The organism is Streptomyces caatingaensis, assembly GCF_001187435.1.
GTDB lineage: Bacteria > Actinomycetota > Actinomycetes > Streptomycetales > Streptomycetaceae > Streptomyces > Streptomyces caatingaensis.
The window spans coordinates 66,940-88,255 of sequence record NZ_LFXA01000010.1 but is presented as its reverse complement, the minus strand read 5'-3'; the positions used below and the strand labels follow the sequence as shown (position 1 = coordinate 88,255).

Genomic DNA, 21,316 nt, shown 5'->3' with positions numbered 1-21,316 from the left:
CGGAGGAGTGGTACGTGCCCATCGAGAACTGGACCGGATGGCCGCCCCGGGAGGCGCTGTCCGGGGTGGGGGTCCCGCGTCGCCGCCGGGCGCTGACCTGGGTCGTGCGGGTGGTCCTGCTCGCGGTCTTCGTCACGGGCATCGTCCACGAGAACGCGCTGCACGGCTGGGGCTACGCGGTGCCGGCCGTCGGCCTGGCGGTCTGCTCCCTCGCGGTCTGGCGGTGTTTCGGCACCACCCTCCAGCAGCGGCTGTGGCCGTCGATCGGCCTGCTGGCGGTGCTGATCGCGACGGGAGGTGTCGCGGAGTGGGCGGGGACGAGCGTCACCGCCACCGGGCTGTGGTGCGTCGCCGCCGTCATCGCGGTGGAGCGGCTTCCCCTCGGACCGGGGCTCGGTGTCGCGGGTGTGGCCATAGCGGCGTATGTCCTGACGAGCCGGGAGACGCCGCTGGGCACCGCCGGGGCGGTGGGACTGGTGCTCCTCATCGGGTATTCGCTGCGGCTGGACGAGGAGGCCCGGGGGGCGGGGTACCGGCTGCTGGCCCAGGAGCGGCTGGCGCGCCGGGCCGAGGCGGAGTCGGCTGCCCTGGCCGAACGGGCCAGGATCGCCCGGGAGATCCATGACGTCCTGGCGCACAGCCTCTCCGCCCAGTTGGTCCACCTGGAGGCGGCCCGGCTGCTCATCGAGAGCGGGGCCGAGCGGCAGCGGATTCTCGAACGGGTCACGGCGGCGCGGGGGATGGCCCGTGAGGGGCTGGCCGAGACGCGGCAGGCGCTGTCGGCCCTGCGGGGGGAGATGACGCAGCCGGAGGAGTTCCTCCGGGAGATCGCGGCGTCGGAGGGGGCCCGGCTCGAAGTGACGGGCCAGGCACGGCGGTTGCCGGCGGAGGCCGGGCTGGCCGTGCGCAGGGTGGCGCGGGAGGCGCTCACCAATGTGCGCAAACACGCGCCGGGGGCCTGGGTGGAGATGGAATTCTCCTATCTGGACGGGGAGGTGGAGCTGTCGGTTCATGACGGGGGAGCGCGTGGGCAGAACCAGGGTCTGGCGGCCTCCGGTGCCGGGTACGGTCTGCTCGGCATGCGGGAGCGCGCCGAACTGCTGGGCGGCACCCTGGAGGCGGGGCCGGCCGGGCCGGAGCGGGAGGGGTTCGTGGTGCGGCTGAGGGTGCCGGCGTGACGGTGCGGTACGGGGTTTGCGGACGGAGACTGGTTGTGGCGCCGGGTTCTGTGACGGGCGAGGCGGGAGCGGTGTGAACGAGGAGAGCGGGCCGGGGCCCGGGGCCGCCCGGGTGCTGGTCGTCGACGACCAGACGGTCGTGCGCGAGGGCATTGTGATGCTGTTGGGCCTATTGCCCGGCATCGAGGTGGTCGGGTCGGCGGCGGACGGGCTGGAGGCGCTGCGGCTCGTCGAGGAGCACTCCCCGGACGTGGTGCTGATGGACCTGCGCATGCCGCGCTGCGACGGGGTGGAGGCCACCCGGCGCATCCGCGCCCGGTTTCCCGCGACCCAGGTGGTGGTGCTCACCACCTTCAACGACGACGACTCGCTCTTCCCCGCGCTGCGGGCCGGTGCGCGGGGCTATCTCACCAAGGACGCCGGAGGGGAGGAGATCGTCCGGGCCATCGAGGACGTCAGGTCGGGGGAGGCGGGGCTGTCGCCGCGGATCCAACGGCGGCTGCTGGAGCGGCTGTCCGCCGCGGAGCGGCCTCCCGGGGACGCCTGGCGGCCGGGCGGGGGCCATGCCGTCCCCGGAAGCGGTGCCGCGCCCGGGCCGGACGCCGGGGCGGGGGAGGCCACGGCCAGCGGGTGGGCGGGGGACGGGCGGAGGGTGGCCGGGGCCCTGCCCGACGGGCTGACGGCCCGTGAGGCGGAGGTGCTCGGGCTGGTCGCCGAGGGGCTGTCGAACGCGGAGATCGCCCGCCGGCTCCATGTGAGCACGGCGACGGTGAAGACGCATATCAACAACCTCTTCGCCAAGTCCGGTGTGCGGGACCGGGCGCAGGCCGTCCGCTACGCCTTCCGCCACGGGATCGCCCCGCCCCCGGGCCCGCCCCGCGGCTGAGGCGGCCCGGTCACCGGCCGGACCAGGCGTAGCGGTGCTCGGGGCGGCCCGTCTCCCCGTAGCGCAGGGTGAGGCTGAGCCGGCCGGACTCCTCCAGGCGCTTGAGGTAGCGCTGGGCGGTGGAGCGGCTCAGCCCGGAGCGGGCGGCCACCTCGTGGGCGGAGAGCGGGCGGGCGGCGTCGGAGAGCACCCGGCGGATCAGCTCGGCGGTCGGGGCGGAGTGCCCCTTGGGCAGGGGAGGGACGGTGGCGGCGGTGCGCAACGCGCCGAAGATCCGGTCCACTTGGTCCTGCTCCGCCTCCTCCGTGCCCTCCAGGGTGCGCCGCAACTGGGCGTACGCCTCCAGCTTCACGCGCAGGCCGGGAAAGGAGAAGGGTTTGACGAGGTACTGCAGGGCGCCGTAGCGCATCGCCGTGCGGACGGTCGCGATGTCGCGGGCCGCGGTCACCATGATGACGTCCGTCCCGTGGCCGCGCTGGCGGATGCGGCGGACGAGCGAGAGTCCCGTCTCGTCCGGCAGATAGTGGTCGAGCAGCAGCAGGTCGACGGGTTCGCGGTCCAGCACGGCCATGGCCTGGGCCGCGTTGTGGACCGTGGCTCTCACCCGGAAGCCCGGAATCCGGCGTACATAGGCCGCGTTGATCTCGGCAACGCGGAAGTCGTCGTCCACGACGAGGACTTCGATCATCGGTGCACTCCTTCGGGCAGGAGCAGCGCCTCCGGGAGTTCCACCGTGAACACCGCCCCGCCGCCGTCTCGTTCGCCGACCCGTGCCATGCCGCCGTACCGCTCGGCCAGCCGGTGGACGAGCGAGAGGCCGAGGCCCCGGCGGCGGTGGGGGACGGGTTCCTTGGTGGTCCATCCGTCGGTGAAGACCAGCTCCCTCGCCTCCACCGGAACGCCCGGCCCGTTGTCGGAGACCCGCAGGACAACGGTGGATCCCGTCGTCCGCAGGTCGACCTCGACCCACGGTTCCACGGGCGGTCGCCCCGCGCCCCGCTTTCCCGCGGACCCGTCGGCGTTCGCCGCCGCGTCCAGGGCGTTGTCGACCAGATTGCCCAGGACCGTGACCAGGTCGCGCGGCTGCGCCACCCCGTCCGGCAGGTGGCTGCCGTGGCTCAGCCGCAGTGCCACGCCGCGTCCGGCGGCGACGGTGCCCTTGCCCACCAGCAGCGCGCCCACCAGTGGATCGTGCACCTGCTCGGCCACCCGGTCGGCGGTGAGCGGGCGTTCGAGGGCCGCGTCCGTCAGTCCGGTCGTCTCCGTCAGGAAGGCCGACGCCTCCTCGTAACGGCCCAGTTCGAGCAGTCCGGCCAGGGTGTGCATCCGGTTGGCGTGCTCGTGTCCCTGGGCGCGCAGCGCCTCGGTGAGGCCGCGGGTGCCGTCCAGCTCGCGCCCGAGGTGCTCGGCCTCGGTCCGGTCGCGCAGGGTCGCCACCGCCCCGCCGTCCGCCGTCTCGCGGCGGTTGACGACCAGGACGCGGTCGCCCCGCACCGCCGGCAGGTCCGTCCCCGTCACCCGTCCCGCCAGGACGTCGGCGGTCCGGCCGGGCGGCAGCACGGCGTCGAGCGGGCGCCCGGCCGCGTCCGGCCCGAGGCCGAGCAGCCGCCGGGCCGCGTCGTTGACGAGCCGGACGCGCCCGTGCCGGTCGAGGGCGACGACGCCCTCCCCGAGGCCGTGCAGGACCGCCTCCCGCTCCGCCAGCAGGGAGGGGATCTCGGCGAGTTCGACGCCGCGGGTGCGGGCGCGCAGCCGCCAGGAGACCGCGACGGAGGCCAGGGCGCCCACGGCCAGCGCCGCGCCGGCGCACAGCAGGACGCCGGGCACGGAGCGCAGCAGCAGGGCGCGGACACCGGCGTAGGAGATCCCGACGGACACGGCGCCGACGACCTTGCCCCGGGCGTCGCGCAACGGCACCTTGCCCCGGGCCGAACGCCCGAGCGTCCCCTCCTCGATGCCCGTCCACTCGTGCCCCGCCAGGGCCGGGCCGGGGTCGGTGCTGACGCGCCGGCCGATGCGCGCCGGGTCGGTGTGGGAGTAGCGGATCCCCCGGGTGTCGAGCACCACCACGTAACGTGCCCCGGTGGCGCGGCGGATGCGCTCGGCGCCCGCCTGGACGGGCCCGTCGGGCAGGGGGCGGGCGGACTGGAGGTCGCGCACGAGGCCGGGCTGTGCGGCGGTCGTCTGGGCGATGGCCAGCGCCCGGTGCGTCGCCTGGTCGTCCAGGCGGGCGGCGAACGGCGCCAGGGCGAGGCCGGCGGTGAGCACGGCGACCCCCGTGACCATCAGCAACTGCGCCGACAGGACCTGGGTGAAGACGCGGCGGGGCCACCACCGGGGGCGCATGCGTGTCCCTTCCGTGTCACGTGCACCCCTGCCGGAGCGCCGAGTTGGGGGAAGCCTGGGGGCAGGTCCGGTCGCCGCGCGTCCCGTGTCGTCCGCCGGCCTCCGGTGTCCCGCCCCCTGTTCTAGCGTGAGCAGAACGAGCAGAACAGGGTTCGTGCGCTCAACCCGCACAGCGCTCACAAGGCTGCCCGCCGTTCACGGCCCGCTCCTAACCTCCGCACGGCGCCCCGCACATGATCGCGGGGCCGAGCGGCGGCGGAGGCGAGCGGAGGCGGACGGATGACCATCGGAGATCCACCGGGTGGTGCCCCGGCCATCGAACTGCGCGGTGCGACCAAGGTGTTCCGCACGCCGTCGGGAGCGGGGCACACGGCCGTCCGCGCGCTCGACCTCACCGTGGAGCAGGGCGAGTTCGTGGCCGTGGTGGGCCCGACCGGGTGCGGCAAGTCCACGACGCTGACCCTGGTCAGCGGCCTGGAGGAGCCCACCGAGGGCGAGGTGCTGGTCGGCGGCCGGCCCGTCGCGGGCATCCCCCCGCAGGTAGGTTTCGTCTTCCAGCAGGACGCGGTCTTCCCGTGGCGCACGGTCCTGTCCAACGTCATGGCCGGGCCGCGCTTCCGGGGTGTGCCGAAGACCGAGGCCCGGGACCGGGCCCGGGACTGGCTCCGCCGGGTCGGGCTCACGGCCTTCGAGGGCCGGTATCCCCACCAGCTCTCCGGCGGCCAGCGCAAGCGGGTCGCCCTCGCCCAGACCTTGGTGAACGACCCGGAGATCCTGCTCATGGACGAGCCCTTCTCGGCGCTCGACGTGCAGACCCGGGCACTGATGTCCGATGAACTCCTCCACCTGTGGGGCGGATCCGGCACCGGCGGCCGCGCCTCCCGCGCCTCCGTCGTCTTCGTCACCCACGACCTGGAGGAGGCCATCGCCCTGGCCGACAAGGTCGTGGTCATGACCGCGGGACCGGCCACCGTCAAAGAGGTCTTCCCCGTCCCGCTCCCGCGGCCCCGCAAGGTCGAATCGGTGCGCCTGGAGCCGCGGTTCGTCGAGATCTACCGGGAGATCTGGGCGTCGCTCGGCGAAGAGGTGCGCATCACGAGGGAGAGGGGGGCCGGCCGTGCCGCCTGAGTCCGTGAGCCTGCCCGTGGCGGCGGAGCGGCCCGTCGGCGACCGGGGCGTCGCCCGGGCGCGCGCCGCCCGCAACCGCCGGATCCTCGTCCTGCTGACCCGGGTGCTGCTGCTCGCCGCGCTGCTGGCCGCGTGGGAGGCGCTCGCGCGGGCCGAGGCGATTGATCCGTTCACCTTCTCCATGCCGTCGGAGATCTGGGACCAGGTCTGGCAGTGGACCGCCCACGGCACGCCGCAGGGTTCGCTGGGCGAGCAGATATGGGTCACCCTTCAGGAGGCCCTCCTCGGCTGGGGGACCGGTGTGGCGGCCGGTGTCGTGCTCGGCATCGCGCTGGGCCGGGTGCCGTTCCTGGCCGACGTCCTTGGCCCGTTCATCAAGGTGCTCAACGCGCTGCCGCGGATCGTCCTGGCCCCGATCTTCCTCATCTGGTTCGGGCTGGGCCCGGCCTCCAAGGTCGCCTCCGCGGTGGTGCTCGTCTTCTTCCCGGTGTTCTTCAACGCCTTCCAGGGGGCGCGCGAGGTGGACCGCGACCTGGTCGCCAACGCCCGCATCCTCGGCGCCGGCCGGCGGCGCGTCATGCTCCAGGTGGTCGTCCCGTCCGCCACCTCGTGGATCTTCACCAGCCTGCACATCAGCTTCGGCTTCGCCCTCATCGGCGCCATCGTCGGCGAGTACATCGGCGCCTCGAAGGGCATCGGCCTGCTGGTCTCCGCCTCCCAGGGCACCTTCAACACCGCCGGGGTCTTCGCGGCGATGGTGATCCTCGCCACCGTCGCCCTGCTCGCCGAGGGGTTGCTGACCTTCGTGGAGAAACGGTTGTTCCGGTGGAAGCCGCAGAGCCGGGACGGGGGGCGCTGACGCCTCGTACGCCCACGCCGCACTTCGTACGCCCCGGCCCGTACGCCCCGGCGTCCGGCCGGTCGCACACCCCCCGATCCGTGCACCACGACCCGAAGGACTCAACGCATGCGCACGTTCCGCACGTTCAGCAGAATCTCCGCGGCGGTGACCGCGGGGGTCCTGTGCCTCGCGCTCGCCGGGTGCGCCGACGACGCGTCCGGCGGCTCGGGCCCGAAGAGCCGGAACGCCCTCACCGGCGAGCAGGTGAGGATCATGGTCGGTGGCCTGGACAAGGTCATCTACCTGCCGGTGATCCTCACCGAACGGCTCGGCTACTTCCACGACGAGGGCGTCTCGGTCAAGCTGCTCACCGAGCCCGCCGGGGTGCAGGCCACCACCGCCCTGGTCTCCGGGGAGGTGCAGGGGGCGGTCGGCTTCTACGACCACACGCTCGACCTCCAGGCCAAGGGCAAATCCGTCGAATCGGTGGTCCAGTTCGCGCAGGCGCCGGGCGAGGTGGAGATCGTCTCGAAGAAGGCCGCCTCCGGCATCGCCTCGCCCAAGGACTTCAAGGGCAGGAAACTCGGGGTCACCGGCCTCGGTTCGTCCACCGACTTCCTGACGAAGTACCTGGCCGTGAAGAACGGGGTGCGGGTCAGCGAGTTCACCCCCGTCGCGGTCGGCGCCGGGCAGACGTTCATCGCCGCGCTCGAGCGGGGGTCCATCGACGCGGGCATGACCACGGACCCGACCGTCGGCCAGGTCCTCGCCCGGGACGCCGGGAAGGTCCTGATCGACATGCGGACCCCCGAGGGATCCAGGGCCGCGCTCGGCGGGCTCTACCCCTCCTCCAGCCTCTACATGAACACCAGTTGGGTCAACGCGAACAAGGACACCGTCCAGCGGCTCGCCAACGCCCTGGTGAGGACGCTGAAGTGGATGTCCTCGCACAAGCCCGAGGAGATCGCCGCCAAGATGCCCGACGACTACGCCAAGGGCGGCAAGGAGCTCTACACCAAGGCGATCGCCAGCACGCTGCCGATGTTCACCGAGGACGGGGTGATGCCGCAGGACGGGCCGCGGACGGTCCACGAGGTGCTCGCGTCGTTCAAACCCGAGCTCAAGAAGGCCTCGATCGATCTGAGCAAGACGTACACGACCGAATTCGTGAAGAAGGCGGGTGAGGAGGGCTGAGCGGGAGGGCCGGCGCCGGGCCGCGTCAGACCACCGGGGCGATGTGGACCACGTCCATGCGGGCCGGTGGGACCGCGGCGCGGCCGCAGCTCTCCGGGCGGGCCGGTGCCGCGGCGCCCTGCTCGACGACGACCTGCCACGACCGTCCGTCGGTGTGGGTCACGGTCACCGTCCAGCGCGGCGCCGCGCCCGTCGTCGCGGACACGTCCAGGGCCTCCGCGGCCTCCTCGCCGGTGAGCGCCCGGACCGCCAGGTCCGCGGCCTGTGCCGGGCGTGCCCAGGCGGAGCGGCCGCGGCTGTTCGCGGTGACGATCCGGCCCTCGCGCGCCGCCTCCAGGGCCTCCTTGGCCGCGGGGGCCGTGGCGCGCCCGTAGGCGTAGCCGTACGGCAGGACGAGGAGGGTCGGCGCGAAGCGGTGGCCGCCTATGTGCGTCACCTCCCAGACCTCCGTCCCGCCCGCCCCGGCCAGCTCGGCCGCCAGCGGCCGGCCCAGCAGGGCGCAGCAGCGGTCCCGCCGGCCGTTGGTGCATACCAGTGCGAGGGGGTCGCCCTCGTACGGTGCGCCCAGGCCGCCGTGGTCCCCGGCGCCGAGCGCCGTGAAGTCCAGGTCCAGCAGGCGTGCGGGGTCGGCGAGTTCGGCCGTGCGGATCCAGGAGCGGCCGGGTGCGGTGTGGGCGACGAAGATCCGCCGGGTGTTCAAGGGGTCGCAGTCGGCGTGCCGTCCGGGGCGGCGGATCAGGGCGATCCGTACGCCCGTGCCGTCCGCGGCCTCCTCCAGGGCCCCGCCCGTCGCGGGGTCGAGGCGGCTGGCGCGGAGCGCCTTGGCGCCCCACGGACCGGGCTGTTCGATCAGGAGCCAGGTGCGCGCGGGGGCGGCGGTGCCGGAGAGGGGTTCGGCCAGGAGGCGGGAGGCGGTCGCGCACGTGCTCACATAGGCGAGCCTAACCTGACCGGGGGAACGGTTCGACCCGGAAGTCCGTTTCCGGTACGACCATATCCTGGTGCGGGCGGGGCTCGCGGGCCCCATGTGCCCGGCTTCCCCTGTTCCCCCGAGTGTTCCCCCGAGCGCCCCGGGCCCCCGGGCGCTCCCTGCCGACGACGGAGGCTTTTCCGCGTGACCAAGCGACAGATCCCGGTCATCGTGCTGGCCGGCTTCCTCGGCTCCGGCAAGACCACCTTGCTCAACCACCTGCTGACGCACAGCGGCGGCAGCCGGATCGGGGTCGTCGTCAACGACTTCGGCAGCATCGAGATCGACGCGATGAGCGTGGCCGGGCAGGTGGGGTCGTCCATGGTGTCCCTGGGCAACGGCTGTCTGTGCTGCGCCGTGGACACCAGCGACCTGGACGCCTTCCTGGACCGGCTGTCGCGGCCCGCCGCCCGCATCGACGTCATCGTCATCGAGGCGAGCGGGCTGGCGGAGCCGCAGGAGCTCGTGCGCATGATCCTCGCCAGCGACAACACGGAGATCATGTACGGGGGGCTGGTGGAGGTGGTGGACGCCGCGGAGTTCGGCCGGACCCGGGTCCGGCACCCCGAGCTCGACCGGCATCTGGGCGTCGCCGACCTCGTCGTCCTCAACAAGACGGACCGGATCGGGGAGGCGGAGCGGGAGGAGCTCGCCGGGGTGCTGGCGGAGCTGGCGCCGGGGACGCCGGTGGTCGCCGCGTCGTACGGACGGGTCGACCCGGAGCTGCTCTTCGACCGGAGGCCGCGGGAGGAACGGCTGGAGGGGATCCGGCAGTTGTCGTTCGAGGATCTGGTGCGGGATGGACACGAGCATGGCTGTGGTCATGACTCTGGTCATGGCTGTGGTCACGGCTGTGGTCATGACCAGGGCCATGAGGGGCACCTGCACGCGGCTTACGAGAGCGTCGAGTTCGTCTCCGAGGAGCCGCTGCATCCGCGGCGGTTCATGGAGTTCCTCGACCGGCGGCCGGAAGGGCTGTACCGGATCAAGGGGTTCGTGTACTTCGGCGTGCCCGGGCACCGGCAGAAGTTCGCACTGCACGCGGTGGGGGATTTCCTGCGGATGCACCGGTCGGCGTGGGGGCGTTCGGAGGCGCGTGTCACGCAGTTGGTGATGATCGGGAGCGGGATTGACGGGGGTGCGTTGAGGGAGGGGCTGGAGGGGTGTCGGTGGGGTGGTGGGGGTGTGAGCGGTGCTGGGGGTGCGGGGGACGGTGGGGATGGTGGGGGTGTTGATGTGGATGTTGATGAGCGGAGCATGTGGGGTGTCTTGCGGTATACGCAGGGCTGAGGTGGGTGGGGGAGGGTTGCCCCGGACCCGCCCTTTCACCGTTTCCCCCAGGGGCTGCGCCCCTTCGCACCCCCGCGGGGGGCATCGGGGCCGCGCCTTGGCCGGGCGGCCCTGGGCGCAGCCAGGCGCGGGGCTTCGCCCCTGCGCCTTGGGGCGGCCTTGCCTTGGGGCGGCCTTGCCTTGGGGCGGCCTTGCCTTGGGGCGGCCTTGCCTTGGGGCGGCCTTGCCTTGGGCGGCCTCGCCCCGCCGCGCCGTCACCAGGGGGCGCCCAAGCGCCCCCATGCCCCAAGCGCACCCTTGACATCCACCAGGGCCCCGTCGGCGTCCGCCGGGGTTCCCCGCACTCACCCCAGCCCGGCGGTGACCCCATTCGATGACCGCACCGGAGGCCACACCGGCCCCCGGCCAGCCCGGCCACACCGGCCCCCGGCCACACCGGCCCCCGGCCACACCGGCCCCGGCCAGCCAGGGGCCGGCCTCGCCCAGCGCTGCCTACACCGGCCCCGCCACCGCCGCGATCGGCTTCGTGAGCGGGGTGCCCGAGCCGTCGCGGCGGGGGTCCGGGGTGGGGAGGGGGGCGGGGGTGCCGGAGGGGCCGGCGGCGCGGGCGGGGGTGGCGCCGGCCCAGGCGAGGACGAGGCAGTCCTCGCCCTTGAGGAAGCGCTGGCAGCGGACGCCGCCGGTGGCGCGGCCCTTGCGGGGGTACTGGTCGAAGGGGGTCAGCTTCGCCGTGCCCTCCGAGGCGGCGCCGGGCAGGCCGCCCCTGGCGCCGGCCACGGAGAGGACCACGGCGTCCTCCGCCGGGTCCACGGCGGTGAAGGAGATCACCTTCGCCCCGGAGGACAGCTTGATGCCCGCCATGCCGCCGGCCGGCCGGCCCTGCGGGCGGACCTGCGCGGCCGGGTAGCGCAGCAACTGCGCGTCGTCGGTGATGAAGACGAGGTCCTCGTCGCCGGTGCGCAGCTCGACCGCGCCGACGATCCGGTCGCCCTCCTTGAGGCCGATCACCTCCAGCTCGTCCTTGTTGGCCGGGTAGTCGGGGACCACGCGCTTGACGACGCCCTGCTCCGTGCCGATCGCGAGGCCGGGGGAGGACTCGTCGAGGGTGGTGAGGCAGACGACCCGCTCGTCGTCGTCCAGGGAGAGGAACTCCGAGAGGGGGGCGCCGCCCGAGAGGTTGGGCGCGGACGCCGTCTCGGGGAGCTGGGGCAGGTCGATGACGCGCAGGCGCAGCAGGCGGCCGGCGGAGGTCACCACGCCCACCTCGCCGAGGGCCGTCGCCGGGACGGCCGAGACGATGACGTCGTGCTTCACGCGCTTGGCCTCGCCGGCCTCCGGCGCGAAGGGCTCGCCCGTGGCCGTACGGGCCAGCAGGCCGGTGGAGGAGAGGAGCACCCGGCAGGGGTCGTCGGCGACCTGGAGGGGGACGGCCGAGGCGGGGGCGCCGGCCGACTCCAGCAGGACGGTGCGCCGGTCGGTGCCGAACTTCTTGGCCACGTCGGCCAGTTCGGCCGAGACGAGCTTGCGCAGCTCCGCGTCGGACTCCAGGATCCGGGTCAGCTCCTCGATCTCGGCGGTGAGCTTGTCGCGCTCGCCCTCCAGCTCGATGCGGTCGAACTTGGTCAGCCGGCGCAGCGGGGTGTCGAGGATGTACTGGGTCTGGACGTCGGAGAGCGAGAACCGCTCCACGAGTGACGCCTTGGCTTCCGACGCGTTGTCGCTCGATCGAATGATCCTGATGACCTCGTCGATGTCAACGAGCGCGGTCAGGAGTCCCTCGACCAGGTGGAGCCGGTCGCGCCGCTTGCCGCGCCGGAACTCGCTGCGGCGGCGGACCACCTCGAAGCGGTGGTCGACGTAGACCTCCAGCAGCTCCTTGAGGCCCAGGGTGAGCGGCTGGCCGTCCACCAGCGCGACGTTGTTGATGCCGAAGGACTCCTCCATCGGCGTGAGCTTGTAGAGCTGCTCCAGCACGGCCTCGGGGTTGAAGCCGTTCTTGATCTCGATGACCAGGCGCAGGCCGTGGGCCCGGTCGGTGAGGTCCTTCACATCGGCGATGCCCTGGAGCTTCTTCGAGCCGACCAGGTCCTTGATCTTGGAGACGACCTTCTCCGGACCCACTGTGAACGGCAGCTCGGTGACCACCAGGCCCTTGCGGCGGGCGGTCACGTTCTCGACGGAGACGGTGGCGCGGATCTTGAAGGTGCCGCGGCCGGTCTCGTACGCGTCCCGGATGCCGCCGAGGCCGACGATCCGGCCGCCCGTGGGCAGGTCGGGGCCGGGGACGTACTTCATCAGGGTGTCGAGGTCGGCGTTCGGATGCCGGATCAGGTGCCGGGCGGCGGCGACGACCTCGCCCAGGTTGTGCGGCGGCATATTGGTGGCCATGCCGACCGCGATGCCCGTCGCGCCGTTGACCAGCAGGTTCGGATAGGCGGCGGGGAGGGCGACCGGCTCCTGCTCGCTGCCGTCGTAGTTGGGCGCGAAGTCGACCGTGTCCTCGTCGATGGAGGCGGTCATCAGCGAGGTCGTGGAGGCCATCCGCGCCTCGGTGTACCGCATGGCGGCCGGCGGGTCGTCGTTGCCCAGCGAGCCGAAGTTGCCGTGGCCGTCGACCAGCGGCACCCGCATCGAGAACGGCTGCGCCATGCGCACCAGGGCGTCGTAGATGGAGGCGTCGCCGTGCGGGTGGAGCTTGCCCATGACCTCGCCGACGACGCGGGCGCACTTCACGTAGCCGCGCTCGGGCCGCAGGCCCATCTCGTTCATCTGGAAGAGGATGCGGCGCTGCACCGGCTTGAGGCCGTCGCGGGCGTCGGGCAGGGCGCGGGAGTAGATGACGGAGTAGGCGTACTCGAGGAAGGAGCCCTGCATCTCGTCGACGACGTCGATGTCGAGGATCCGCTCCTCGAACTCTTCCGGCGGCGGGGTCTTCGTGCTGCGGCGGGCCATCGCGGCTGCGGCTCCTTCGATCGATTGCCGGGGGCGGGTATGACGCCGACCATTGTGGACCGCCCCACCGACAACCCCGACCGCGACCCGTCCGCAAGAGGGGACCGGCCGGGAACTTCGCGGGATGTCAGTGCGCTTGCATACAGTGACAGCACAGTTCATCCGCGAGCCGTCGCGGGCGCCACATTGATGCGGCGGCGCGCGATGCGCGAGAAGCAAGCGATCGAAGGGACGTACATGCCCATGGGTCACACGGCCGCGCAGCGGGCCGGTACCGGCGGCCTGACAGCGACCGAGCACCGCCTGGCCAATGGCCTGAGGGTCGTGCTCTCCGAGGACCATCTGACCCCGGTCGCGGCCGTCTGCCTCTGGTACGACGTCGGCTCGCGGCACGAGGTCGCCGGCCGCACCGGCCTCGCCCACCTCTTCGAGCACCTGATGTTCCAGGGCTCGGCCCAGGTCAAGGGCAACGGCCACTTCGAGCTGGTGCAGGGCGCCGGCGGCTCGCTCAACGGCACCACCAGCTTCGAGCGGACCAACTACTTCGAGACCATGCCCGCCCACCAGGTGGAGCTGGCGCTGTGGCTGGAAGCCGACCGGATGGGCTCCCTGCTCACCGCCCTCGACGACGAGTCCCTGGAGAACCAGCGCGACGTCGTCAAGAACGAGCGCCGCCAGCGCTACGACAACGTGCCGTACGGCACCGCGTTCGAGAAGCTGACGGCGATGGCCTACCCCGAGGGCCACCCGTACCACCACACGCCCATCGGCTCCATGGCCGACCTGGACGCCACCTCCCTGGAGGACGCGCGGGAGTTCTTCCGCACGTACTACGCGCCGGGCAACGCCGTCCTCGCCGTCGTCGGCGACATCGACTCCGGGCAGACGCTCGCCTGGATCGAGAAGTACTTCGGCTCCATCCCCGCCCACGACCGCAAGCAGCCGCCGCGCGACGGCCGCCTGCCGGACGTCATCGGCCGGCAGCTGCGCCAGGTCGTCCACGAGGAGGTGCCCTCCCGGGCCCTGATGGCCGCCTACCGCCTGCCGCACGACGGCACCCGCGAGGCGGACGCCGCCGACCTGGCACTGACCGTGCTCGGCGGCGGCGAGTCCTCCCGCCTGCACAACCGCCTGGTGAGGCACGACCGCAGCGCCGTCGCCGCCGGCTTCGGCCTGCTGCGCCTCGCGGGCGCCCCCTCGCTCGGCTGGCTGGACGTCAAGGCGTCGGCCGGCGTCGAGGTCCCCGCCATCGAGGCCGCGGTCGACGAGGAGCTGGCCCGCTTCGCCCTGGAGGGGCCCACCCCGCAGGAAATGGAGCGCGCCCAGGCCCAGTTGGAGCGCGAGTGGCTCGACCGGCTGGCCACGGTCAGCGGCCGCGCCGACGAACTCTGCCGCTACGCCGTGCTCTTCGGCGACCCGCAGCTCGCCCTCACCGCCGTGCAGCGCGTCCTGGAGGTCACCCCGGAGGAGGTGCGGGCCGTCGCCCAGGCCCGCCTCCACCCGGACAACCGCGCGGTGCTCGTGTACGAACCGACCGGCCCGCAGTCCGACGCCGCCGACGCCCAGGCCGACGAGAACGCACAGGAACAGGAGACGGCCCAGTGACCGACGCCGCAGTCGTGGGCGCCACCGACACCGCCGAGCCCACCATGCACTTCCACCCGCAGCCGCGCCCCGGCACGGCCACCCCCTGGGACTTCCCGGCCCCCGCCCGGGAGGTCCTGCCCAACGGCCTGACGGTCCTGCGCTGCCACCGCCCCGGCCAGCAGGTCGTGGCCGTCGAGATCAGCCTGGCCGCGCCGCTGGACGCCGAGCCCGCCGGGCTCGACGGCGTCGCCACGATCATGGCCCGCGCCTTCTCCGAGGGCACCGACAAGCTCAGCGCCGAGGACTTCACCGCCGAGCTGGAGCGCTGCGGCGCCACCCTCGACGCGCACGCCGACCACCCGGGCGTCCGGCTCTCCCTGGAGGTCCCGGCCTCCCGGCTGCCCAAGGCCCTGGGCCTGCTCGCGGACGCCCTGCGCGCCCCCGCCTTCCCCGACAACGAGGTCGAGCGCCTCGTCCGCAACCGCCTCGACGAGATCCCCCACGAGCTGGCCAACCCGGCCCGCCGGGCCGCCATGGCCCTGTCGGCCGCGCTCTTCCCGGCCGACTCGCGGATGTCGCGGCCGCGCCAGGGCACCCAGGAGACCGTCGAGCGCATCGACGCCGCCTCCGTCCGCGCCTTCTACGAGGCGCACGTCCGCCCCGCCACCGCCACGGCCGTCGTCGTGGGCGACCTCACCGGCGTCGACCTCGACCAGGCGCTCGCCGACACCCTCGGCGCCTGGACGGGCTCCCCGGCCCAGCCCCGGCCCGTGCCGCCGGTCACCGCCGACGACACCGGCCGTGTGATCGTCGTGGACCGCCCCGGCGCCGTCCAGACCCAGCTGCTCATCGGCCGCACCGGCGCCGACCGGCACGACAGCGTCTGGCCCGCCCAGGTGCTCGGCACCTACTGCCTGGGCGGCACCCTGACGTCCCGGCTCGACAAGGTGCTGCGCGAGGAGAAGGGCTACACCTACGGCGTCCGCGCCTTCGCCCAGGTCCTGCGCTCCGCCCCGGACGGGACGGGCGCCGCGATGCTGGCCATCAGCGGCTCGGTGGACACCCCCAACACCGGCCCGGCGCTGGCGGACCTGTGGACGGTGCTGCGCACCCTCGCCGCCGAGGGCCTGACCGACACCGAGCGCGACGTCGCCGTGCAGAACCTCGTGGGCGTCGCCCCGCTCAAGTACGAGACGGCGGCGGCCGTCGCGGGCACCCTCGCCGACCAGGTCGAGCAGCACCTGGCCGACGACTTCCAGGCCCGGCTCTACGAACGCCTCGCGGAGACCGGCACGGTGGAGGCCACCGCGGCCGTCGTGGCCGCCTTCCCGGCCGACCGTCTCGTCACCGTCCTGGTCGGGGACGCCGCCGAGATCGTCGAGCCCGTCAAGGCGCTCGGGATCGGCGAGGTGACGGTGGTGTCCGCCTGACGACCGCTCAGGGAGCGGCCGGCGCTGCCGAGTACGGAGGCGCGTGGGACCACCGGGGCCCACGCGCCTCCGTTATGCCCGAATTGGCAGGACGGTTGCACGGGAAGCGTGTGGCGTGCGTCACGAAAACGCGGTTCCGTTTGCCGTTCGAATCTGACGCCGATTAGCTTCGGGGCGGCAGTCCGTCAGATCGGAGCCGCAACCGCGGCCCCGGGCAGCCATCGCCGAGTCCCCGTACGGCACGAGCCAGGGGAGCCGGGGAACCACCTGTTCCCTGGGGTGAATCGGGCTCCTCTCCGGAGGGGGCCGTAGGAGACCTTCCTGCTCCGAACCCGTCAGCTAACCCGGTAGGCGAGAGGGAAGGAAAGGAACAGCCGCAGCCATGGCGTTCACCCGTGCCACCGGGAAGCACCGTCGTCCGAGCCGCGCCGCCCGCGTCGGCGCCAACGTCGCCGGGATAGCCACCCTCACCGCCGCGGGCGTCGTCGCCGGCGTCGCCGCTCCGGCCTTCGCCGCCGCCCCCGACGACGCGCAGCGTCACGAGGACACCGGCCTCACCCAGGCGGTCGTGCTCTCCGACCACGTGGCCGACAGCCTCGGCGAGCAGGCCCACATGCAGCAGGGCTCCGCCGACCAGGCCGCCGCCCGCCGGCAGGCCGAGGCCGAGGCCACGCAGCAGGCCGCCCAGGTCAAGAAGCGCGCGGACGAGGCCAAGCGCAAGGCCGAGGCCGAGCGCGCCGAGAAGGAGCGCGCCGCCCGCGAGGCGGAGCGCAAGCGGCTCAACGCCTTCGTGATGCCGATCGCCGGTTCGTTCGTCTCCACCGCCTACAAGGCCAGCAGCGGCCTGTGGTCCTCCGGCAGCCACACCGGTGTGGACTTCCACGCCGCCGAGGGCACCACCGTGCAGGCCGTCGGCGCCGGCACCGTCGTCGAGGCCGGCTGGGGCGGCGCGTACGGCAACAACATCGTCATCCAGCACAACGACGGCACCTACACCCAGTACGGCCACCTGTCGTCCATATCCGTGTCGGTCGGCCAGACCGTCACCCCCGGCCAGCAGATCGGCCTCTCCGGCTCCACCGGCAACGTGACCGGCCCGCACCTGCACTTCGAGGCCCGCACCGCGCCCACCTACGGTTCGGACATCGACCCGGTCGCCTACCTGCGCGCCCACGGCGTCGACCTGTAGGACGCCCCCACCGCCTCGCGAAGGCCCCGGCCCCCGGCCGGGGCCTTCGGCGTGCCCCCCGGTGTGCGTTCCGTATGGCCAAAACGATTCCCCGGGGGCCGGCGGGCCATCGGATTTCGCAAGTGATTGCAATAGAGTCGATCGTCCCCGGGCATCCCCGAGCGGGCGCCGGCCGGATGCCGTCCGGCCGCGTCCGGCGGACGGCACGGGGCGGTGCGGGGCGATACGGAGGGGTTCGTCGATGCGGGGACGTTCGTGAACGGCGAGGGCGACGAGGGGCGGGACGCCCGCCGCGTCTCCGCCCAGGCCGTGTGCGCGGCCATCCGCGACGACATCGTCTCCGGTGCCTTCCCGCCCGGCAGCAGGCTCATCGAGGAGCTTCTCGCGCGCCGCTACGGCGTCTCCCGCGTGCCCGTCCGCGAGGCCCTGCGCACCCTGGCCTCCGAAGGCTTCGTGACCACCCGCCGGCACGCCGGGGCCTGCGTCGCCGAGCCGACCGAGCAGGAGGCCGCCGACCTGCTCGACGTCCGCGCCCTGCTGGAGCCGCTGGGCGCCGCCCGCGCGGCGCAGCGGCGCACCGACGCGCATCTGAAGGTGCTGCGGGGGCTGGTGAGACTCGGCCGCGAACGCGTCCGGTCGGGGCGCACGGGCGACCTGTGCGCGCTGGGGGACTGGTTCGACGAGACGCTCGCCCAGGCGTCCGGCAGCCCCAGCCTCGCCGCCCTGCTCACCCAGGTCCGGCGCAAGATCGCCTGGGTGTACGCGGCCGAGCCGCCCGCGCGGCCCGCGGAGGTGTGGGACACGCACGCGGCCCTCGTGGACGCCGTGCTGCGCCGCGACGCCGAGCGCGCGCGGTCGATCGCGGCCGTACGGGCCCAGCGGCCGCCGGGCGAATTCCGGCTGCGGCACCCCGTCCCGCCGGCCGGTGTGCCGCGGACGGCGGACGGGAAACGCGCCGTCAACACGGCCGGCGCCCGCCTGTAACAACCCCGCGCTATCCAGGTGGGCGGAAGGGACGCCGACCGGGGATTGTGGCGGTTCCCGGGCGGCGTCCGCCCGCGCGCCGGCGTGCGCGCGGCGGGGCCGCGGCGGGCCCCCACCGGGCCGCCGCGGCCCCGCCGCGTCAGGGGTTCAGACGGTCTCGGGGAGCTCCTCCAGCCCCTCGGCGACCAGCTTCGCCAGGCGGTCGAGCGCGGCCTCGGCGCCCTCGGCCTCGCTGGCGAGGACGAGCTCCTCGCCACCCTGGGCGCCCAGGCCCAGCACGGCCAGCATGGACGCGGCGTTGACGGGGGTGCCGCCGGCCTTGGCGACCGTCACCGGGACCCCGGCGGCCGTCGCCGCACGGACGAAGATCGACGCCGGGCGGGCGTGCAGACCCTCGGCCCAGCCGACGTTCACTCGGCGCTCAACCATGGTGTTGCCCTTCAAGTCGGGGAGGTTGTCTAGACCAGTGTCGCACGGTGCGGACCGTGCTCGGTCGCGGTGTCGGTGCCCGGCCGTACGCTGGCCCCATGCAGACGCCGTCCGAGCACGCTTACCCGGCCCACTGGGAAGCCGATGTCGTCCTGCGCGACGGCGGCACCACCCGGATCCGCCCCATCACCCCCGACGACGCGGAGCGCCTGGTCGGCTTCTACGAGCACGTGTCGGACGAGTCCAAGTACTACCGCTTCTTCGCCCCTTACCCCCGGCTGTCCGACCGGGATGTGCACCGCTTCACCCACCACGACTACAACGACCGCGTCGGCCTCGCCGCCACCGTCGGCGGCGAGTTCATCGCCACCGTCCGCTACGACCGCATCGACCCCCGGGGCCGCCCCGCGGCGGGCGCGACGGACGAGGCGGAGGTCGCCTTCCTGGTCCAGGACGCCCACCAGGGCCGCGGCGTGGCCTCCGCCCTCCTGGAGCACATCGCGGCGGTGGCCCGGGAGCGCGGCATCCGCCGCTTCGCCGCCGAGGTCCTGCCCGCCAACACCAAGATGATCAAGGTGTTCACGGACGCCGGCTACACCCAGAAGCGCAGCTTCGAGGACGGCGTCGTCCGCCTGGAGCTCGACCTGGAGCCCACCGACCGCTCGCTCGCCGTCCAGCGCGCCCGCGAGCAGCGCGCCGAGGCCCGCTCCGTCCAGCGCCTCCTCGCCCCCGGCAGCGTCGCCGTCGTCGGCACCGGCCGCGAGCCCGGCGGCCTGGGCCGCGCCGTCCTGCGCAACCTCCTGGCCGGCGGCTTCACCGGCCGGGTGCACGCGGTCAACCGGGCCTTCCCGGAGGGGCGGACGCGGCTCGACCCCGAGGGCGTCCCCGCCGTCCGCTCGCTCCGCGCGATCGACGGCCCCGTCGACCTCGCCGTCGTCGCCGTGCCCGCCGCCGAGGTGCTCCCCGTCGTCACCGACTGCGGCGAGCACGGCGTCCAGGGGCTCGTGGTGCTCTCCGCCGGATTCGCCGAGAGCGGGCCCGAGGGCCGCGAGCGCCAGCGCGAGCTGGTCCGCCGCGCCCGCTCCTACGGCATGCGCATCATCGGCCCCAACTCCTTCGGCCTGGTCAACACCGCCGCCGGCGTCCGGCTCAACGCCTCCCTCGCGCCCGAGCTGCCCGCCCCCGGCCGGGTCGGCCTCTTCAGTCAGTCCGGGGCCATCGGCATCGCCCTCCTCTCCGGCCTCCAGCGGCGGGCCGCGGGCCTCGCCGGGCTCGCCTCCGTCTCCACCTTCGTCTCCACGGGCAACCGCGCCGACCTCTCCGGGAACGACTTCCTCCAGTTCTGGTACGACGACCCCGGCACCGACGTCGCCCTCATGTACCTCGAATCCATAGGAAACCCGCGGAAGTTCACCCGCCTCGCCCGGCGCACCGCCCGCCGCAAGCCCGTCGTCGTGGTCAAGGGCGCCCGGCACGGCGCCGCCGCCCCCGCCGGGCACACCGTGCCGACCACCCGCATCCCCGACGCCACCGTCTCCGACCTGCTGCGCCAGGCCGGCGTCATCCGGGTCGACACCGTCACCGAGCTCACCGACACCGGGCTGCTGCTCGCCGCCCAGCCGCTCCCCGCCGGACCCCGCGTCGCCATCCTGGGCAACTCCCAGTCGCTGGCCCTGCTCACCTACGACGCCTGCCTGACCGACGGCCTGCGCCCGCGCCCCCCGCTCGACCTCACCACCGACGCCCGCCCGGAGGACTTCCGCGCGGCCCTCGCCGCCGCCCTGGCGGACGACGCCTGCGACGCGGTCGCCGTCACCGTCATCCCGAGGGTCGGCGAGGAGTCCGCCCAGGAGCTCGCCGCGGCCCTGCGCTCCGCCGTCGCCGCCGCCCCCGCGGCCAAGCCGGTGTGCGTCGTCCACCTGGAGATGCCCGGCCTCGCCGAGGCCCTCGCCGCCGTGCCCGAGGAGGCCGGGACGCCCGCCTCCGTCCGCATCCCCGCCTACCCCGCCGCCGAGCGGGCCGCCGGGGCCCTGGCCCAGGCCGCGCGCTACGCCCGGTGGCGCCGCCGCACCGAGGAGGCCCCCGGCCGCGTCCCCGAGTACGACGACATCGACGAGGCGGGCGCCGCCGCCGACATCGAGGTGCTCCTCGACGCACACGGCGCCGCCACCACCACCGGCGGCACCGGCCCGCGCGCCGTCACCCTCTCCGCCGCCGACACCCAGCGCCTGCTCGCCCGTTACGGCATCGCCGTGCTCCCCGCCCTGCCCGCCCCCGACCCCGACGCCGCCGTGGCCGCCGCCCACCGCCTCGGCTTCCCCGTCGCCCTCAAGCCCACCGCGCCGCACCTGCGCCACCGCGCCGACCTCGGCGGCGTCCGCCTCGACCTCGGCGGCGAGGCGGAACTGCTGCGCGCCTACGCCGAGTTGACCGAGCTGCTCGGCAAGCCCTCGGAGACCCGGCTGGTGGTGCAGGCCATGGCCCCGCGCGGCGTCGACACCGTCGTCCGCGCCGCGATCGACCCGGCCGCCGGCGCCGTCCTCTCCTTCGGCCTGGCCGGCGCCCCCTCCCTGCTCCTCGGCGACACCGCGCACTGCCTGGTTCCGGCCACCGACCGCGACGCCGCCGAGCTGATCCGCTCCGTGCGCACCGCGCCCCTGCTCTTCGGCTGGCGCGGCGCCGCCCCGGTGGACACCCCGGCCCTGGAGGAGCTGCTGCTGCGCCTGTCCCGGCTGGTCGACGACCACCCCGAGGTCGTCGGCGCCGACCTGGAGCCGGTGATCGTCGCCCAGCACGGCGTCCACGTCCTGGGCGCCTCGCTGCGCCTGGCCCCGCCCCCGCCGCGTTCGGATCTCGGCCCCCGCCGTCTCCCGTCGTACTGATCGTGCGCCCGCGGCGCCGGACATGGCCGG

At 74.1% G+C, this 21,316-nt stretch carries 16 protein-coding genes and 1 riboswitch; of the genes, 11 read left to right on the top strand and 5 right to left on the bottom strand.

Annotated features, from left to right (window positions below; genetic code table 11):
- Window positions 1-14 precede the first annotated feature (14 nt).
- Both AC230_RS17160 and AC230_RS17155 read left to right on the top strand, forming a co-directional pair.
- The gene (locus tag AC230_RS17160) at window positions 15-1,178 is read left to right on the top strand and encodes a sensor histidine kinase (RefSeq protein WP_049717209.1); all 1,164 of its coding nucleotides are present in this window, start codon (window positions 15-17) and stop codon (window positions 1,176-1,178) included.
- Window positions 1,179-1,251: 73 nt separating this feature from the next.
- Window positions 1,252-2,064, top strand: coding sequence for a response regulator transcription factor (locus tag AC230_RS17155; RefSeq protein ID WP_049717142.1), 813 nt, complete (start codon window positions 1,252-1,254; stop codon window positions 2,062-2,064).
- Window positions 2,065-2,074: 10 nt separating this feature from the next.
- Here AC230_RS17155 and AC230_RS17150 read toward each other — a convergent pair whose 3' ends face one another.
- Complete coding sequence (locus AC230_RS17150) at window positions 2,075-2,752, bottom strand: response regulator (RefSeq protein WP_049717141.1); 678 nt, start codon at window positions 2,750-2,752, stop codon at window positions 2,075-2,077.
- Window positions 2,749-4,410, bottom strand: a complete 1,662-nt coding sequence (locus AC230_RS17145; RefSeq protein ID WP_049717140.1) for a sensor histidine kinase — start codon at window positions 4,408-4,410, stop codon at window positions 2,749-2,751. Before AC230_RS17145 ends, AC230_RS17150 begins: the two co-directional genes overlap by 4 nt.
- A 279-nt stretch (window positions 4,411-4,689) precedes the next feature.
- Here AC230_RS17145 and AC230_RS17140 point away from each other — a divergent pair, with 279 nt between their 5' ends.
- The 3 genes from AC230_RS17140 (at window position 4,690) to AC230_RS17130 (ending at window position 7,573) form a co-directional block, all read left to right on the top strand.
- Window positions 4,690-5,538: an ABC transporter ATP-binding protein gene (locus AC230_RS17140; protein WP_049717139.1), complete on the top strand. Its 849-nt coding sequence runs from the start codon at window positions 4,690-4,692 to the stop codon at window positions 5,536-5,538.
- Entirely contained in the window at window positions 5,528-6,397 is an 870-nt protein-coding gene (locus AC230_RS17135) for an ABC transporter permease (RefSeq protein ID WP_049717138.1), read from the top strand. The genes AC230_RS17140 and AC230_RS17135 overlap by 11 nt, the downstream gene beginning before the upstream one ends.
- Before the next feature lie 108 nt (window positions 6,398-6,505).
- Window positions 6,506-7,573 (top strand): ABC transporter substrate-binding protein, encoded by a 1,068-nt coding sequence (locus AC230_RS17130; RefSeq protein ID WP_049717137.1) that lies wholly within the window; start codon window positions 6,506-6,508, stop codon window positions 7,571-7,573.
- A 25-nt stretch (window positions 7,574-7,598) separates the two neighbouring features.
- On the opposite strand, the gene AC230_RS17125 is transcribed toward AC230_RS17130, so the two are convergent.
- Window positions 7,599-8,504 (bottom strand): sucrase ferredoxin, encoded by a 906-nt coding sequence (locus AC230_RS17125; RefSeq protein WP_049717136.1) that lies wholly within the window; start codon window positions 8,502-8,504, stop codon window positions 7,599-7,601.
- 183 nt (window positions 8,505-8,687) lie between these two features.
- Between AC230_RS17125 and AC230_RS17120 the strand changes: the two genes are divergently transcribed.
- Entirely contained in the window at window positions 8,688-9,833 is a 1,146-nt protein-coding gene (locus AC230_RS17120) for a CobW family GTP-binding protein (protein ID WP_078871328.1), read from the top strand.
- A 492-nt stretch (window positions 9,834-10,325) separates the two neighbouring features.
- Here AC230_RS17120 and AC230_RS17115 read toward each other — a convergent pair whose 3' ends face one another.
- A complete protein-coding gene (locus AC230_RS17115) occupies window positions 10,326-12,785 on the bottom strand; it encodes a DNA gyrase/topoisomerase IV subunit A (RefSeq protein WP_049717135.1) in 2,460 nt (819 codons plus the stop codon).
- Between the two features lie 243 nt (window positions 12,786-13,028).
- Between AC230_RS17115 and AC230_RS17110 the strand changes: the two genes are divergently transcribed.
- The 4 genes from AC230_RS17110 (at window position 13,029) to AC230_RS17095 (ending at window position 17,975) form a co-directional block, all read left to right on the top strand.
- On the top strand, window positions 13,029-14,390 hold the full coding sequence (locus AC230_RS17110) for a M16 family metallopeptidase (RefSeq protein ID WP_049717134.1): 1,362 nt from the start codon (window positions 13,029-13,031) through the stop codon (window positions 14,388-14,390).
- A 44-nt stretch (window positions 14,391-14,434) separates the two neighbouring features.
- Window positions 14,435-15,802, top strand: coding sequence for a M16 family metallopeptidase (locus tag AC230_RS17105; protein ID WP_049717207.1), 1,368 nt, complete (start codon window positions 14,435-14,437; stop codon window positions 15,800-15,802).
- A gap of 212 nt (window positions 15,803-16,014) precedes the next feature.
- A riboswitch (cyclic di-AMP (ydaO/yuaA leader) is annotated at window positions 16,015-16,171 on the top strand.
- Window positions 16,172-16,184: 13 nt separating this feature from the next.
- Window positions 16,185-16,991, top strand: a complete 807-nt coding sequence (locus tag AC230_RS17100; RefSeq protein ID WP_049717133.1) for a M23 family metallopeptidase — start codon at window positions 16,185-16,187, stop codon at window positions 16,989-16,991.
- A gap of 255 nt (window positions 16,992-17,246) precedes the next feature.
- The gene (locus AC230_RS17095; RefSeq protein WP_049717132.1) at window positions 17,247-17,975 is read left to right on the top strand and encodes a GntR family transcriptional regulator; all 729 of its coding nucleotides are present in this window, start codon (window positions 17,247-17,249) and stop codon (window positions 17,973-17,975) included.
- A gap of 147 nt (window positions 17,976-18,122) precedes the next feature.
- Here AC230_RS17095 and AC230_RS17090 read toward each other — a convergent pair whose 3' ends face one another.
- Window positions 18,123-18,404 carry an HPr family phosphocarrier protein gene (locus AC230_RS17090; protein WP_049717131.1) on the bottom strand — a complete coding sequence of 94 codons (282 nt, stop codon included), beginning with the start codon at window positions 18,402-18,404 and terminating at the stop codon, window positions 18,123-18,125.
- Between the two features lie 98 nt (window positions 18,405-18,502).
- Here AC230_RS17090 and AC230_RS17085 point away from each other — a divergent pair, with 98 nt between their 5' ends.
- Window positions 18,503-21,286 (top strand): bifunctional acetate--CoA ligase family protein/GNAT family N-acetyltransferase, encoded by a 2,784-nt coding sequence (locus AC230_RS17085; protein ID WP_049717130.1) that lies wholly within the window; start codon window positions 18,503-18,505, stop codon window positions 21,284-21,286.
- Window positions 21,287-21,316: the final 30 nt, after the last annotated feature.

Coding starts and splice junctions, on each gene's coding strand:
- AC230_RS17090 (WP_049717131.1), bottom strand. CDS start 18,404: ATGGTTGAGCGCCGAGTGAACGTCGGCTGGGCCGAGGGTCTGCACGCC.
- AC230_RS17140 (WP_049717139.1), top strand. CDS start 4,690: ATGACCATCGGAGATCCACCGGGTGGTGCCCCGGCCATCGAACTGCGC.
- AC230_RS17110 (WP_049717134.1), top strand. CDS start 13,029: ATGGGTCACACGGCCGCGCAGCGGGCCGGTACCGGCGGCCTGACAGCG.
- AC230_RS17105 (WP_049717207.1), top strand. CDS start 14,435: ATGCACTTCCACCCGCAGCCGCGCCCCGGCACGGCCACCCCCTGGGAC.
- AC230_RS17130 (WP_049717137.1), top strand. CDS start 6,506: ATGCGCACGTTCCGCACGTTCAGCAGAATCTCCGCGGCGGTGACCGCG.
- AC230_RS17085 (WP_049717130.1), top strand. CDS start 18,503: ATGCAGACGCCGTCCGAGCACGCTTACCCGGCCCACTGGGAAGCCGAT.
- AC230_RS17100 (WP_049717133.1), top strand. CDS start 16,185: ATGGCGTTCACCCGTGCCACCGGGAAGCACCGTCGTCCGAGCCGCGCC.
- AC230_RS17150 (WP_049717141.1), bottom strand. CDS start 2,752: ATGATCGAAGTCCTCGTCGTGGACGACGACTTCCGCGTTGCCGAGATC.
- AC230_RS17145 (WP_049717140.1), bottom strand. CDS start 4,410: ATGCGCCCCCGGTGGTGGCCCCGCCGCGTCTTCACCCAGGTCCTGTCG.
- AC230_RS17115 (WP_049717135.1), bottom strand. CDS start 12,785: ATGGCCCGCCGCAGCACGAAGACCCCGCCGCCGGAAGAGTTCGAGGAG.